Genomic DNA, 15,808 nt, shown 5'->3' on the forward strand with positions numbered 1-15,808 from the left:
TCGCTCCCAGTTTCAACAGGGGTATAATACAATTAACTAAGACAATGGAAGATTTCAATGATTTACAGTATGACTGCTTTTGCCCGCCGCGAACTTAAAGCCGATTGGGGCACAGCTGTGTGGGAAGTGCGCTCCGTTAACCAACGATTTCTTGAAACCTACTTCCGTCTTCCTGAGCAATTTAAAAGCATGGAGCCCCTGCTACGCGAACGTTTTCGTAAACAATTACAACGCGGCAAAGTGGAATGTTCATTACGTTTTATAGCAAACGACGCGTCAGTAGGTAACCTTAACTTAAACGAAAGTTTAGCTAAACAGGTAATGAAAGCCGCTGATTGGGTGCAATCTCATGGCCAGTCTGCCGGTGTAAATCCTCTTGATGTATTGCGCTGGCCTGGTGTGATTTCAGCCGAAGAGAATGACATGGATAGTATTCAAGCCGAAGTACTTGCTGAATTTGACTTAACGCTCACAGATTTTATCGCCTCACGCGCCACCGAAGGCAGCAACCTCAAAACGATGATCGAACAACGTTTAGATGGTATTAATGGCGAAGTTGAAAAAGTCACAGCCCACATGCCAGAAGTCATCAAATGGCAACGTGAAAAAATTCAAGCGCGCTTCGAGGATGCTAAAATTGAACTAGACCCCGCCCGTGTAGAGCAAGAAATGGTCATGCTGGCACAAAAAGTAGACGTTGCCGAAGAGCTAGATCGCCTGTTATCTCACATTAGTGAAACCCAAAAAATTCTAAAAAAAGGCGGCGCAGTAGGTCGTAGACTAGATTTTATGATGCAAGAATTTAACCGTGAGTCGAATACCTTAGGCTCCAAATCTATCAACACCGACATCACACAATCGGCAGTGGAATTAAAAGTGTTAATTGAGCAAATGCGTGAGCAGATCGCGAATATTGAATAAAAAACTATTTATGCAAAATATAAGATAAGGGTGCGAGTTCAATCTCGCCTTGGAACAAAACGCTTTTATCTTGATTCAAGCCAATGCAATAGTGTGTTAACAAGACTGAACCTTGTTCTTTACCAGATGTAACTTTATTGATGGGCGGCCCCACCAAGATATGTAATTGCTGATCACTTCTTAATTTAGCTACGTTTTCACTATGCACAGATATCTTATGGGATGTATACACCATGGGATTACGTTTAAAATCGAGACCGTTAGCCTTACCCCTTTCTAGTAACGCACATGAAATAAGGCTAGTACAATACGTCTCTGGAAACAGGATCTTGTCATTTACTTCATCAAAATAATTAGACTGCTCTACAGATGATCCGGTTAAAAAATTTTTAGCGTTACTATTGGTTGTATATTTACGTTTATAAAAATAATCAGACTCATCAACAGTAGTTCGGTCAAACACCTCTTTAGTATTAAATGTGGGGAACAAGCCCTGTTCATTTGCGAATAACGGCACATTCGAATTGCTCTTAAAACCCATCAAAACGATCCCTTGCTCATTTTTTATCACTACGCGGTTGGATAAAACCGTTTTATCTTCTGAATATATTCGTGATTTTTTGATGATGGCGGTCAGATTATCTTTGGGCCTTGCAACACCAACAAAATTAAAAGAGTAGTTACTAAATTTTAATTGGTGTTGTTCAAGAGTATTCAATTCATCATTTTGTTGTCTATATTGTTTGATGTAATCCTCAATAAAACACTCTAATTGAAAACCTAGTACGATTGGGCCTCCAAAAGGGTTACCTGTTATCTGTTGCCATTGCTTTTTATCATGAAATAAATTGAAATCGTCCGTAGCATTTCGAGCGACGTCTATATGGACTAAATCTAAACTAATTTTTACTGTATTTTGGTTCATATCAATATCCAGATAGAAGAATATGAATTAACAAATATAGGAACGGATTGGATATCTTTTTACTGCTTTAATAACCATTATTGTAAAACAACAATCCAAAATTACAGAAAACTTTGCCAATACACAAAAAATATAGACACTTTTTGTCAGCTATTTTACATATGCCAAACTACATAATTGTCAATTTTTACCTATCTTATTGAATTATAGTATTAAAAATTTGTTGGCTTAGATTTTGATTATATTCTAAAGTACAACCAATTAAATGCATTATGCGTATTAATTATATTAGCAAGCCCGTCGCATTCTATGCCGGAATTTTATTAATGTATTACTGATTAAGATGTACAGATGTCTTGTTTAACTCGAAAATTGCAGCAAAAACTCACCCGTTATGTCCAGAAAAACAGTTCTGGCTTTTCAACTAATGATCCTGAATGTATTCGTGAAGAGTTGGTTGATAAAGGCGTGTGCCCTTCTGATGTCACGACTGACCAGGTGAGAATCATATTAAAAGAAGTAAAGAATAGTTAAAAAGCGTTGTAAACGCTTAGAGCTTGTTGATTTAGATGACTATTGATTCATTAAAGTATTTGATAAAATCAAGTTTATAATCACTTGCGATCACAGCATCAACAATTTTTACGCCATTGCTAGCTGCAGTTAAATCCAGTTCTTTGGGCTCCAAATAGTGGCTACCACGTACTGAATAAAATACTTTCACAACGGGTTTATTGGCATACACCGGGTGTTGTTTGAGTACCATGGCAATTTTCTGGTTGTTGAGTTTAACTAAACTGCCCGCAGGGAAAATGCCAATACATTGCACAAATTGTGTTACAAATCCTTCATCATACTTTTCAGGCGCATCTTGCAACAAAATTTGCAGTGCTTTTTTAGATGACATTCCAACCTTATAACATCGGTCTGCTGTTATCGCATCATATGTATCCACTATTGCAATCATACGTCCAAATGTGCTGATTTCATTCCCACGAAGACCTTCTGGGTAACCATAACCGTCGAGCCTCTCGTGGTGTTGACCAATTGTTTCAACAATGGAATCAGGCATGCCCATTTCAATCAGCACTTTGGTGCCGTAGTACACATGGTCTTTCATAGTGGTCATTTCTTGGTCATTTAAGCGCCCTGGTTTATGCAATATTTCATCAGGAATTTTAATTTTACCTATATCGTGTAAAAAACCCGATAGCGCCAATTCTTGAATTTGTTCTTCATTCAAGCCTAGATGGGTACCAAAATTGGCTAACAAAATAGCCACATTTAATGAATGCTCTAAAAGGTAGGTGTCTTTTTCTCGTATTTTTGTCGTGCACATCAATGCATTAGGGTTGCGATTAATTGACGACACAAGATTTTTAGTAAACGCTTCTGGGATGGCAATATCGATAGGTAAGTTTTTACCTAAGCTCTCTAACATTGTTTTTTGGAGGTGTTTACCTTTGAGGTGAAGTTTGGCTGCCACTCCAAGCTCAGCTTCAAAAGATGCTTCTTCAGGCGGCTCGGTAATTTTTTCGGGCTCGGGCTCTTGTTGTGCAACAACTTCCGGCTTGATTTGTTTGCTCATATCAACAACTACTGACAAAATTCCTTTGTTTTTTAGATGTGTTATAGCGGCAAGAGAAGTAACCCTACCTCGACTAATAATCTTAAATTTGCCTTGTTGTTTTGCTATAGAGTCAAAGAACATTCCTTCTTCAACATCGTCTGTATCAAAGGTTTTCAACACAGTTAACATCTCGGTTAAATAAATTCAAAAAAGAAGATAAAAATATCTGGCAGATTTAGCCCTTAAGAGCAACATTTACTATTTATCGTGAAGGCTAATACTCTAATTTCCATAACATTTCTGCCAAATCAGGTTGCCATTGATAAAGGCTAAACTTAACTCGGTTATTAAAAACAGCAACCTCTTCTAGTTGCAATAAACCTGTTTGTATTTGTGATTGCTCAGATCCTGTGGGGAATGCAATTTGTCCATTAGAACGCAAGACTCTATGCCAAGGTACGTTCATATTTTTTGGTACGTAACCAAGTGACTTGCCTACTAACCTTGACCGCCCTGGTAATCCTGCAAGATCAGCAATTTGGCCATAACTTGCCACTTTTCCCAAGGGAATGAGCTGCACTGTGCGCCATATTTTGGTGTATTGCGGGTGTTCAAACATAGCAACAACTTAGCTTGTCACAACAAAATTATATTGTGTTTGGATCTGCTCTAAATCAAGCAGTTTTCCTTGTTGGTTAACATTTCGATAAAGTGCTAAGTCACTGGGCGAGGTGTATCCGGCAACCTGTTCAATATCATTGAGTCTGGCACCTTGCCTAGCCAAATACGTTAAATATGTATGCCGAAGAACGTCGAGCGATAGCTGTCCGGGGAAAGCAATCTGTGCATCATGGCCAATATTGACTAAAAGCTGCAAAAAGTCTTCGTTGCTTTTAATATTCGACCAAATTGTTGCTTCATCTTTTAATTTGTTGCATGTAACTTGTAGTGCTTCAGCCAGTTCTTTCTGAATGTATATGTTGCGAGAAAATTGGCTATCTATCTGTAAAGTCGAATAATGTTGGCTGAAGTTTGTTTTTTCTATTCCCCATAATTCGTTAATAGTTACACCACTCAATAGTAAACCTATTATTGCCTTGCCTTGGTTATTTGCGACAGAAAACAAAGCCTGACATTCGTATGTACTTAACAAACGCAGTGTTTGGGTTATGGGCGATAATTTAAGCGGATCTGCTGGCAATTCTGGTGTGGGCGTCGAAAGCTGCCCATGTTGGGCATAACTTAGGCTTGACGACCCAACATTGTTTGCTTGTCTGGGCATAACAACAAAATTATGAGGCGCAGCAGTAATGACTTTTTGCCTAACAATAAAGCTATACAATAAAAGCGAAAATACGGCAGCAATAGTGGCAACAACTAGGCTCAATAAAGTATTGAATTGATAATTTGGTCCGATTGCGAAATCAGGTTCAAATGCCGGCTCAAGCAGGGTTATCTTGGCTTCAAAAGGTTTAGATACTTCTTGAGCTACCTGTTTATTTGTTATGATTAGAGCCTGAGATTGTAGCGCCTTCAATTCATTGTCTAACCTTTTATATTGCTCAAGCTTCTGACTAAAGCTTTGTGCTAATTGAACTTGCTGTACTAACATGGTGCTTAACTGCTTAGCTTTTCCATTAGCCGTGTTTAAGTCTCGTTGAGTATCTTGTATATACTTCAATTGGCTTGTTTGCATTTGCACTTTAAGCTGTTGCTCCAGTTGCTGTGCTTTTTTTTGTTGAGAGACAATAGTTGGGTCACGTTCCAAGTAGGCTTCAGTATACTTTTCTGATAAGGCTATTAATTTGGCACTGATATCTTGAAGGTTTATTTTTGTGTCATCTATTTGTGATTTATCATCTGGTCGAATAACCTCTTGGCCCCTTTCAATAGATTCAGTCAAGCTATCAAGTAATGCTTTGGCTTGAGCTTGATCTGCGACGGCTTGGTCAAGACTTTCCCCTAAGTTTTTGGTTTGACTTAAAACCCGATTTTCATCTCGTTCTAGCGATGTAATATTGTTTTCTAGGGCGAATAATTCTAAAGATTGCTGTTGATTGGCGATTTTATCTTCTAACAGTGCTAACTGTTCGCTTGAAACCTGTAACTCCACATTATTACTAACTTCAGTTTCAGACTCGACTAACTGCAAATAGACTTTTGAGAGTACATCTAAAATTGGTTTAAGAACTTGTGGGTCATTGCCATTGGCTTTAAGTGAAAGAATACGGCTTGTTAGACTGGCTTCCACTGATAATGCCTGAAAAAGTGTTTGAACATCAATTATCAATCCCTGGCCTTGCTCTAACTCTTGGGAAACACGACTCAACACGCTATTACTTTTTAACCTTTGTTGATGCAGCGTAATTTGCTGCTGAGCCAAATCAGCGAACCCTTGGTCAGTTTTTGATTTATATGAAAAATGCAAAATAGATTGGCTTTGGTAAACCGGAGCTTGGCTCCATATCAAAGCATTGGTGATTATTAGCACCAACAAAAACATGCCTATTAAGACCTGCCATCTTCGCTTTTGAATCCGTTTGTGTTCCACGTCGGATGCATTTGTACCAACGCCAGAAAAGGGTTGATTTGGCATATAGTCTATTTTGTTATTAAATGACATTAGAAACGCCCGAGGTAAATAAACAGCTAACTAATTTAATCAAACAATTTCCGATGAGCATATAAGTCCATTTTGCTTTATATTTTATAGCTTAGGGAGGTCGACATCTAACACATACGACCTTGGCTACCAAATTTACCAAGCCTGATCAAAAACACCAAGCATAAGTTACAGTGAGGCTAAAAAATTCAAGAATATGACGACTATAAAAACGAATAAAAGACAAATATGTGAAAAATGTGGTTACCCACAAAACACCTGCTTATGCGTTTGGGTAAATCCCATTACAGCGCCACTTAATATCATTATTTTACAGCATTCTAAAGAAGCAAAACATGCAAAAAATACAGTTAAGTTGTTAGCCTTAGGATTAAAAAAGATAACAGTGTTAGTGGGTGAAAAACCCGACGACTGGACAGAATTAGCACAACATGTCGCTAAACAACCGCAAGATTACAGCTTATTTTATCCGCATGAACAAAGTACCTCAGTTGAATCTATTTCCTCACCAGAACTAAAACAAAGGGTTTTCCCAGTTAATCACAATGTAATATTTATTGATGCATCATGGCGTAAAGCCCTGAAAATTTGGCACCTTAATCCTTGGTTACAGCAATGTAATAACTGGCACTTTACTAATCCACCTGATAACCAGTACCACATTCGACACACATCTCAGCAAGATAGCCTATCGACGCTAGAGTCAGTAGCTTATGTACTTGAGCATACTCACAACATTGATTGTAGTCAGTTGCATGCTCTGTTCTCAAAAATGCAGCAGAAATGTTTCCTAGAAAACTACAAGCAATAATATGATCGATTAAAAGCGCTCGTTTTTTTGTAAATGATTTTTTAGGGTAGATTTAGGATTAGAAAAAAGCCATTTTGGCTATGCTAACTCATTTAAATGGAACATATTTATGTCAGCTTCTTCAACTCGTCCACTATTTTCACGCTTTCCCGGAAATGTTATTGCTAGGCCACCATGTAGAATGACCAATGCCAATATGTATGGTTTTTTTGTGAAGGGTGATACATCTACGATACAAACTTATCTAGATGGAACCTTAAATATTGTGCCTGATAGTGGCAAAAATGATGTTCAGGACTCTAGTGATAATTATAAATGTCTGTCGCCTTATGTATTACTCACTTTTACAGATATCCAAAACATAGCGTCATTGGCACCCGGTTTTGCCGAACAGGGGTCAATGCAAGAAACAGATATTATAATCTGGTTACCGGTGGCCAAAATGCTTAAAGGTAAGGTTGATCATGTTTATTGGTATCCTGCATTTATCTGTGTAAACAATATTTATGCCTTAATAAACGGTATCAATACATGGGGCTACAATAAATATTTATGTGAATACACTATGCCTGATTTAGGTGCTGAACCGGATAAATTTTCAATTACAGTGGATGCTTTTCAACCTTTCAAACCTGAGACTAAAATGGCTGACCATTTACTCATGGAAGTCAAAAAAGTCAGTGATGGCCCTAGCAACAAAATCACAGGGTTTGTTGAATTAGTAAAAGAAGCATTTACCTTATTAAGTTCTGAAAAGTCTTTCTTTAATATGGATATTCACGCATTAAAACAACTGATTGATGGGTTCAAGGATCCACAAATGGATCAAATTTTATTTAAACAATTCCCTGATGGTGAAGGGATTAATGCTGTCTATCAAGGCGTTATGCACTCACCGTCAATTATCAAAAAAGTACATAGTGCACAGATTTACGGACACAGATATGACGTCACCCTGCATCAAGTTGACACGTTTAGACTGGACAAAGCGTTTGGTATTCCCCTTGGCACTCAACGGGCATTATTGCCCTTTAATGTGGTAATGGATTTTGACCAAGAAGCGGCGTTTGCTTTAGCTGAAACCAATTAATCTGAGTTTGGGATAAATAAACCAGTTTTACTACTTTGAGACATCTATGACTGATAAGAAAAAAATAGCGATTTTAGGTGGTGGCGTGTCTGCCATGACCGCAGCTTGTTATTTAACTGAAAAAGACAACTGGCAAAATCAATACGACATTACCGTTTATCAAATGGGCTGGCGCTTAGGTGGTAAAGGCGCCAGTGGCCGTAATGCAGAGTATGGGCAACGTATAGAAGAACATGGCTTACATGTCTGGTTTGGTGCTTATGTTAATTCGTTTAAAACGTTGGAAAAGGTATATGCAGATTTAAATCGGCCAAGTGGGGCACCACTTGCCACATTCGATCAAGCACTTAAACCCCATAGTTTTATTGCGCTTGAAGAGAATATAGAGCAAAACTGGAAAACCTGGGGGATTGAATTCCCCCTTATTCCGGGTAATCCCGCAGATGGCAACCTTGATCCTACTTTCTGGGATCTGATTCAGTTAATTTACTATTGGCTGAAAAAATTCACCGAACAAATGACCCATTTGCATGTACAAAAAACCAAGGCTGCAACCAAGGAGCATGACTGGTTTTCTCACGTTGTTGATGTATTAAAAACAAATACACATCATATTGACGATGACATTCACGCCACACACCAGATGATGTGTTCTTTTATTGAAAAAATTACTCACCCTGTTCGTAAAGTCACAGATCAGCAAATGGTTGAGCAACATATTAAACATCAAAACGCTTTATCTGGCTGGATCAATTGGTTAAAACAATGGATCGAACAAGAATTTGATCATTTATTAGATGAAGATGACAACCTAAGACATTTATATATTGGCGCCGACTTAGCTATTACCAGTATCAAAGGCATTATCGAAGATGATGTGTACCAAAAAGGGTTTGGCTATCTAAATCAATGGGATCTTAGAGAGTGGCTGACAATACATGGCGCTAACTTCAAATATACGGTGAATTCAGCACCCATTCGAGGTTTTTATGATTTAGTGTTCGGTTACGAAAATGGTGATTTTTCTAAGCCTAATCTTGAAGCAGGGGTCTCTATGCTGGCGATGCTGCGTATTGCACTGTGTTACCACGGTGGTGTGATGTGGAAAATGCAAGCTGGCATGGGCGATGTGATCTTTGCACCTATTTATGAGCTTCTGAAAAGACGTGGGGTGAAGTTTGAGTACTTCCATAAAGTTGATGAGCTTATTCCTAATCAGAGTAATGACCAAATTGAAAAAGTGCTCATTACCGAACAAGTTAAACTAAAAAGTGCAGATTACCACCCCTTTGTCGACGTAAATGGCCTGCCTTGCTGGCCTTCCAAGCCCAATTACAGCCAAATAGATGACACACAAGCCGCTCTTTTACAAAACAACAATATCAATTTAGAGTCTCACTGGAGCAACTGGCCAGACGTTTACAAGTCACATTTTGGCCAAACGCTGCCACAAAAAACCTTAACGTTAGGTGCAGATTTCGATCAGGTTATCTTTGGTATTTCTGTTGCAGGGTTAGAGCATATTTGTCCACAACTGTTAGCCAATGACACTAGGTTAAAAACCTGCAGTGAAAAAATTAAAACAGTCGCCACTCAGGCCTTTCAGGTATGGACAGATATTGAATATTCAGAACTTGGTTTTGGTCGTAAACCGGAAGATGATGAAGAGCCAATTTTAAGTGGTTTTGTAGAGCCTTATGATACATGGGCAGCGATGAATCAGTTATTGTGCCGTGAAGACTGGCCAAAAGACTGCGAGCCAAAAAATGTCGCCTATTTCTGTAGCGCTCAACCTATTAGTGAATATCCACCAGCGAGTGATCATAGTTTTCCAGTCCAATGCGCGCAACAGGCTAAAGATAACGCGACGGCATATCTAACGAATGACGTGCATCATTTGTGGCCAAACGTTGCCATAAAAGGCACATTCAATTGGTCAATTTTGACAGATATCTCGACTCAAGTAGGTGAGAAACGTTTTGATAGCCAATATTGGCGAAGTAATGTCGATCCTTCTGAGCGATATGTATTGTCAGTGAAAGATAGTAGTCAATATCGCCTAGCAACAAACAGTACACTCTATTCTAATTTATTCATCACTGGAGATTGGATCAGTACCGGTGTTAATGCGGGCTGTGTGGAAGCCGCCACTATGGCAGGCATGGAAACGTCGAGAGCCGTGTGCGGTTTTCCTGAGGTCATTAATGGTGAACATGGGTTTGAGCCTTATAAAAATAATCGGTAAAACAACTGACATTTGCTTGAAAAACAGGCAAGATGACGGCTTTTTTTTGGCTTGACTCACATACTTATAAACTATTACTGCTAATGTGGGATAGTCGGTTTTAAATTGGCTGAGTCAAATACATAATTTCGATTAGACAAGCTTTAGTTAGCTTATTATGAAATCGAAGGTTTGCGGTGCGGTATGGAAACCCGTAATTGTTAATGGGGTGACCTTGAAGTACCTGATTTTTTTACCTATCTGTTTTTTTACTATGTCGACAAATGCCGATAACGCTGCCAGTTCATCATTGGCAGATAATATTGAGTTGATTGAAGTAAATGTACAAAAACGACCACAAGATATTCGTGATGTTGCCTTGTCTTTAAACCTTATCGATGGCCAAACTATCATTGAGCGACAACTTAAAGACACAACAGCTCTATCAGCTATTGCGCCAAATTTTAAAATAACTCAGAACGCAGCTGAGGGTACCCCACCAGCTTTGAATATTAGAGGTGTTGGCAGTGTAGATTACAATACCTCAACACAATCTCCTGTTGGGGTGTATTTAGACGGTGCTGCGGGGGCTTCTGCAAACTCTCAGTTGGTGAATCTGTTTGATGTGGAATCGGTCGAAATATTGCGCGGTCCACAAGGTACATTATTTGGCCGCAATACCACTGGGGGAGCAGTATTAATTAACTCAGTTAGTGCAAAAATGGATAATTCTGGTTATGTTAATCTGGGTTACGCGCAGCGCAACCACCTTTCAGCAGAAGGGGCAATTAATCGCCAATTAAATGCCGACATGGCCGCTCGCTTGGCCTTTAGCCATCAAGATTATAAATATTCAACTAACAACCTCTTACCTAATACTCCTCAAGCACAAATGCATCAGACACATGGGCGCTTATCTGTTTTAGGGCAGTGGCACAATTTAACCATCGATAGTAAAGTTTATCTCAGCAAATGGGATGGTGTTGTCAATCCGGTGGGCAGCATTGGGGTAATTAAGAGTTTCGATCCTGCTACTGGTTTACCTTCTTCATTTTGTTCGCCAGATGAAGCTGGCTCTGCAGTTTGTACCGATGCTTTTGGGTTTAATAATGGCTCAAATAATTTTCATGATGTTGCTGTTAATAATCATATCAGTGACAACAGCCCACATATAACAGACTCACATGGCATTAATGTAAAAGTCCAATATGAACTAAATGAAAATAGTTACCTTGTTAGTTTGTCTAATTTTACGACTTTAGACAGAGATCATTATTTCAACAGTGATGGCAGCCCCGCTAGGCTAGGTGAAGGTAATCAAAATGTCAGCACAAACACATTCAGCCAAGAATTAAGACTTCACCATGAAATAGGCGATATATATCTGATAACTGGGCTGTTTTTTTTGAATGAAAAATTAAAACAGGATAGTCGCTTTGATTTGCTCAGAGATTTTCGCTCCGTTGAAGGCTTATTTAATAATGCGGTGACTTTTTTATATGACAATACAATTGAAATTCAGTCTTCGGCTTTGTTTGCCCACTTAGAGTATCCGTTATCTAAGCAAACAACGTTCACCGCAGGATTGCGATACACCAATGAAAGCACTGACTATGATGCGATAGGTCAGGTTAATATTGCCACTTTTGCAAATGATCAAACTGGCTTGACGGTTCCAGGATGGGATATTTCTGACAAAGTTAAGGATAACAACGTATCTGGAAAGTTAGCGATGTTGCACAAATTCAATGCCCAACATTCTGGGTTTGTCAGTTATTCTCGAGGATTTAAAAGTGGCGGTTACAATGGAGCACTTATAAGCTCTGCTGCAGAGGCACAAAATAATGATTATGGTGCAGAAACTATAAACGCTTATGAAATTGGCCTTCATAGTCAGTTAAGTCAATCAATTCGTCTGTATTCAGCCGCATTTTACTACGATTATCAAGACCAGCAAGTGTTTATGAATCAGTCTGCAATTACCCCAGGTGCACCCCCGCTGCAATTATTGAGTAACGTGGGTGAATCACTTATCTATGGTGCAGAGTTTGATTTGAGCGCACAACTGACGCCAGCCTTAGTAACTAAATTTTCAATAGGTTATCTACCAGAGGCAAACCTGAAATCTTTTGTGGATGCATCTGGCGTTGAAATAAAAGATAATCGACTACCTTTCACATCTAAGTGGAATATTGCCGCACAGGCAAATTACGTAGTGGAGCTCAACTCGAGCCAATTAAACTTCCATATTGATGCTGATTATCAGTCAGAATTTTATTTTGATCAAAATCAAAACCCCTTTGCTAACCAACAGAGTTACATTATTTGGAATACACGTGTGGCTTGGGAAAATGCTAATTGGACTTGGGGTGCTTGGGTTAAAAATTTAACAAATGAAGAATATAGTCATCTGAAATTTGACTTAGTAAACCTATTTGGTATGTTGCAAGATTTTAAAGCTGAAGCGAGGCAAGTAGGCCTTGATGTGCGCTATGAGTTTTAGAGTAGGTAATCAAACAACATCATCAAGTTTAGCCGTATATATTTTATAAAGTGAATTGCAAAGTGTGTGGTATTAGTTTGAAACAAGTTAAGTTACTGATTGGTTTTTTAACCTTGTGTGTTTTTATTACGGCAAATGCATCAGTTGCGCCTACCGATAATATCGCCAGCTTTAGTTTGAGCGTCATTAATAATCAGAATATTAGTAACAAAGTGAGCTACCTTTCACTTAAGGACAGCTCCACTTTACCTCCCAGCCAATTAGATCAATTGGACACATGGCTGCACACTTTAACTTCGCATCAAAGCACCAGTGTATTGGGAGACAAATATGTTGTAGCTTTCGAAATATACAATGACACCCAGCTCACTGAATGGTTTATCTATCCTTATGGCTCCGTTGTTCAAAGCATAGAAATATTGTGTTTTAGTATCGATAACCCTGTTAGCTACGTTAAATCAGGCCATGGCTTAAAGAACCAACAAGACTTTCATTATGGAAACAAAATAGCAATATCTCCCGGTCAGCGTAAAACCTTACTAATGATATTTGAAAGTGAGTATTTTTTTGCGCCTATCAAAATTTTAGTAAAGCCTCATGTGCAAGCAGAGCAGCTCTTTCAATCTGAAAACGTCATATTGCTTATCAGCCTAGGTATGTGTTTGGCTCTGGGTATATACAACCTTTTCATTTTTTTTAGTACTCGAAATAAACAATACTTAACTTATGCAATAGCCACTTTAGCTTATGCCTTCGGCTGGGCAGCGGTGTTTGGTGTGCCCGAATACGTAGGACTGAATAGCTCAGAGCATTGGTTAATGCCGGCGTATATAATTGGTGCTCTTTTTACTTCTTTATTTAACATTCAATTTTTACGCTTAGAAGAATCGGCACCTAAAACGGCTAAGACACTAAAAATAATCGCGTTATTTGCAACCCTTTCATTACCCTTTGCTTTTTATAGCCAAGGCGTAGGCCTATATCTAGCCTCTTTGTTTACCTCAATAGCGTGTATTTTGGGTCTCTATTCTGGCGTGCGCAGCTGGATGAGTGGCTACTCACCAGCTAAATATTTTGTATTTGCCTTGTTGTCAGTTGTCCTCCCAAATATGGTAGGGAACCTAATGAACTTGGGTGTACTACCCGGTTTAAACATCAATATTTATTTATTAGGCTTAATTGGTAACAGCTTAGATAGCTTATTATTAGCTTTTGCGTTGGCAGCTCAATTACGTCTCTTAACAATACAAAATATTGAGTTGACGGCATCTTTAGAAAACACAGTGCAAGAACGCACTTTCGAACTCAGAAAATCTAATTATCAGTTAGAACAAACCAATAGCGACTTAATTGAGGCAAGTAATACTAAAGGTCGATTTTTAGCGACCATGAGTCATGAAATCCGTACTCCTTTAACCTCTATTATTGGTTATGCTGACGGTATTTTACTTGGCGATATAGACAAAGCCGAGCAAGAGCGTGTGACAAAAATTATTGCAGAAAATGGTAATCATTTATTGAGTGTCATTAACGACATTTTGGATATTAGTAAAATAGAGGCCAACAAGCTCGACTTTGAATCTATACCCACTCCTTTGTTTTCGATCTTGGCACAAATCGAGTCTGTTGTGGGTAAACGAGCCCGAGATAAAGGTTTGGCTTTTCATTTGGAATACCAGTATCCACTGCCTGCACATATCAAAACTGACCCAACACGTTTAAAGCAGATTTTATTTAATCTCACTAATAATGCGATTAAGTTTACGGAACAAGGTTATGTAGGTTTATCCGTAAGTTTGGTCGACAACAGATTACAGATACAGGTAAAAGATTCTGGTGAAGGTATTACTGAACAGCAGCAAGAACATCTATTCCAACCTTTCACCCAAGCTGACAGTTCAATCAACCGACGATTTGGCGGTACAGGTTTAGGGCTGAGTATTTCACGGCGATTAGCTAACGGCTTGGGTGGTGATATTAAAGTGCATAGTTCTCCACGAAAGGGCTCAACGTTTACCTTAAACATCGACTTGAGTGTGGTACAAGACTCCCCTTGGATTAATAATGTGGGAGAAATATGGCAGTCAACTCCCACAAAATCTGTCAAGCGCACAGCTTTGCCAAATTTCGTGGGAAATAAAGTATTGTTAGCAGACGACCACCCCAACAATCGTGAATTAATAAGCATATTGTTAAAACGTATGAATATTACAGTCACTGAAGTAGAAAATGGTAAACAAGTATTGGAAACCATTTTTTATCAGAAATTTGACTTGATTCTGCTGGATATCCACATGCCACAGATGGATGGCACCGAAGCGCTTAAACAGATCAGAGCAGCGGGAAATTACACACCAGTGATTGCGCTAACAGCAAACAACATGAAACATGAAATCGAACATTATATGCGCCTCGGTTTTTCTGACCACTTAGCCAAGCCAATCTCTCGGCATCACTTTATAACTAAACTGTCCTTTTACCTTAACAAACAAGGTGAGATAGATAGTCCTCTTCACCAGGGAGATATGTTGAGGTTAATCAAAGACTATCAGCTAGACTTGAGTGAACAAGTGGTTAATTTAGAGCAGGCATTAAAACAAAGCGATTTAACCATTATTAGTGAAATAGCACACAGAATAAGAGGCTCAGCAGGCTCTTTCGGGTTTGATATTATTGGTAATAAATTTGCTGATATTGAACACTGTGCCCTGCAAGACGATGAAATATCAGTGGCTTATGAGTTACCTAAAATTATAGCTTTAACTAAATTATGTATTGACCTGCCGGGTGTAGATATCGCACAAGGCATTGTGAAGCATCATAACAGTGCCAAACAATTTTTAGACGCTATTTTTGATTTAGTCAAACAATCTCAGCAAACGCTAATAGACCTCTCTGCTGCCCTAGACAACAATGAAATCAACAGCGCGTTAGTTCATCTATATAAGTTTTTTCCTGCCAGCTTTGATTGTGCATTGGTCAAATCTGAGCCTGCATTTCAAGCTTTAGAAGATATGATTAAACAAGGCAAGCCTGAGTCACATGAATATTATCCTCATCTAGACATTATTCGCGCACATTTAGCGGAGCTAAACGAAGCGTTACAACCAAGCTTAACTTACGATATTTAAGCTTGGTTGA

The 15,808-nt window shown here is 38.7% G+C and carries 11 protein-coding genes; 7 read left to right on the forward strand and 4 right to left on the reverse strand.

The window, feature by feature from the left end:
- Window positions 1-57: 57 nt before the first annotated feature.
- A complete protein-coding gene (locus C427_RS23650; protein WP_007636662.1) occupies window positions 58-921 on the forward strand; it encodes a YicC/YloC family endoribonuclease in 864 nt (287 codons plus the stop codon).
- Between the two features lie 4 nt (window positions 922-925).
- Here C427_RS23650 and C427_RS23655 read toward each other — a convergent pair whose 3' ends face one another.
- Entirely contained in the window at window positions 926-1,846 is a 921-nt protein-coding gene (locus C427_RS23655; protein WP_007636658.1) for a hypothetical protein, read from the reverse strand.
- 351 nt (window positions 1,847-2,197) lie between these two features.
- Here C427_RS23655 and C427_RS23660 point away from each other — a divergent pair, with 351 nt between their 5' ends.
- Window positions 2,198-2,380 carry a hypothetical protein gene (locus tag C427_RS23660; RefSeq protein WP_007636657.1) on the forward strand — a complete coding sequence of 61 codons (183 nt, stop codon included), beginning with the start codon at window positions 2,198-2,200 and terminating at the stop codon, window positions 2,378-2,380.
- A 31-nt stretch (window positions 2,381-2,411) separates the two neighbouring features.
- Here the strand turns inward: C427_RS23660 and C427_RS23665 are convergent, their stop codons facing one another.
- The 3 genes from C427_RS23665 to C427_RS23675 all read right to left on the reverse strand — a co-directional run bounded on the left by C427_RS23665 (window position 2,412) and on the right by C427_RS23675 (window position 6,039).
- A complete protein-coding gene (locus C427_RS23665) occupies window positions 2,412-3,605 on the reverse strand; it encodes an HD-GYP domain-containing protein (RefSeq protein WP_007636655.1) in 1,194 nt (397 codons plus the stop codon).
- Window positions 3,606-3,690: 85 nt separating this feature from the next.
- Complete coding sequence (locus tag C427_RS23670; RefSeq protein ID WP_007636653.1) at window positions 3,691-4,035, reverse strand: MGMT family protein; 345 nt, start codon at window positions 4,033-4,035, stop codon at window positions 3,691-3,693.
- Window positions 4,036-4,044: 9 nt separating this feature from the next.
- On the reverse strand, window positions 4,045-6,039 hold the full coding sequence (locus C427_RS23675) for a tyrosine-type recombinase/integrase (RefSeq protein ID WP_007636651.1): 1,995 nt from the start codon (window positions 6,037-6,039) through the stop codon (window positions 4,045-4,047).
- A 196-nt stretch (window positions 6,040-6,235) separates the two neighbouring features.
- Here C427_RS23675 and C427_RS23680 point away from each other — a divergent pair, with 196 nt between their 5' ends.
- The 5 genes from C427_RS23680 to C427_RS23700 all read left to right on the forward strand — a co-directional run bounded on the left by C427_RS23680 (window position 6,236) and on the right by C427_RS23700 (window position 15,798).
- Window positions 6,236-6,850, forward strand: a complete 615-nt coding sequence (locus C427_RS23680) for a tRNA-uridine aminocarboxypropyltransferase (RefSeq protein ID WP_007636649.1) — start codon at window positions 6,236-6,238, stop codon at window positions 6,848-6,850.
- A gap of 109 nt (window positions 6,851-6,959) precedes the next feature.
- Window positions 6,960-7,940 (forward strand): hypothetical protein, encoded by a 981-nt coding sequence (locus tag C427_RS23685; protein WP_034898947.1) that lies wholly within the window; start codon window positions 6,960-6,962, stop codon window positions 7,938-7,940.
- Between the two features lie 46 nt (window positions 7,941-7,986).
- On the forward strand, window positions 7,987-10,185 hold the full coding sequence (locus tag C427_RS23690) for an NAD(P)-binding protein (RefSeq protein ID WP_015431439.1): 2,199 nt from the start codon (window positions 7,987-7,989) through the stop codon (window positions 10,183-10,185).
- A gap of 157 nt (window positions 10,186-10,342) precedes the next feature.
- On the forward strand, window positions 10,343-12,667 hold the full coding sequence (locus C427_RS23695; RefSeq protein ID WP_007636647.1) for a TonB-dependent receptor: 2,325 nt from the start codon (window positions 10,343-10,345) through the stop codon (window positions 12,665-12,667).
- Window positions 12,668-12,744: 77 nt separating this feature from the next.
- The gene (locus tag C427_RS23700) at window positions 12,745-15,798 is read left to right on the forward strand and encodes an ATP-binding protein (protein WP_226991094.1); all 3,054 of its coding nucleotides are present in this window, start codon (window positions 12,745-12,747) and stop codon (window positions 15,796-15,798) included.
- Window positions 15,799-15,808: the final 10 nt, after the last annotated feature.

The organism is Paraglaciecola psychrophila 170 (assembly GCF_000347635.1).
GTDB classification, from domain to species: domain Bacteria; phylum Pseudomonadota; class Gammaproteobacteria; order Enterobacterales; family Alteromonadaceae; genus Paraglaciecola; species Paraglaciecola psychrophila.

Bases quoted from the DNA above. Each gene is read 5' to 3' on its own strand.
- C427_RS23685 (WP_034898947.1), top strand. From the start codon at position 6,960: ATGTCAGCTTCTTCAACTCGTCCACTATTTTCACGCTTTCCCGGAAAT.
- C427_RS23665 (WP_007636655.1), bottom strand. From the start codon at position 3,605: ATGTTAACTGTGTTGAAAACCTTTGATACAGACGATGTTGAAGAAGGA.
- C427_RS23690 (WP_015431439.1), top strand. From the start codon at position 7,987: ATGACTGATAAGAAAAAAATAGCGATTTTAGGTGGTGGCGTGTCTGCC.
- C427_RS23695 (WP_007636647.1), top strand. From the start codon at position 10,343: ATGAAATCGAAGGTTTGCGGTGCGGTATGGAAACCCGTAATTGTTAAT.
- C427_RS23660 (WP_007636657.1), top strand. From the start codon at position 2,198: ATGTCTTGTTTAACTCGAAAATTGCAGCAAAAACTCACCCGTTATGTC.
- C427_RS23675 (WP_007636651.1), bottom strand. From the start codon at position 6,039: ATGTCATTTAATAACAAAATAGACTATATGCCAAATCAACCCTTTTCT.
- C427_RS23650 (WP_007636662.1), top strand. From the start codon at position 58: ATGATTTACAGTATGACTGCTTTTGCCCGCCGCGAACTTAAAGCCGAT.
- C427_RS23670 (WP_007636653.1), bottom strand. From the start codon at position 4,035: ATGTTTGAACACCCGCAATACACCAAAATATGGCGCACAGTGCAGCTC.
- C427_RS23680 (WP_007636649.1), top strand. From the start codon at position 6,236: ATGACGACTATAAAAACGAATAAAAGACAAATATGTGAAAAATGTGGT.
- C427_RS23655 (WP_007636658.1), bottom strand. From the start codon at position 1,846: ATGAACCAAAATACAGTAAAAATTAGTTTAGATTTAGTCCATATAGAC.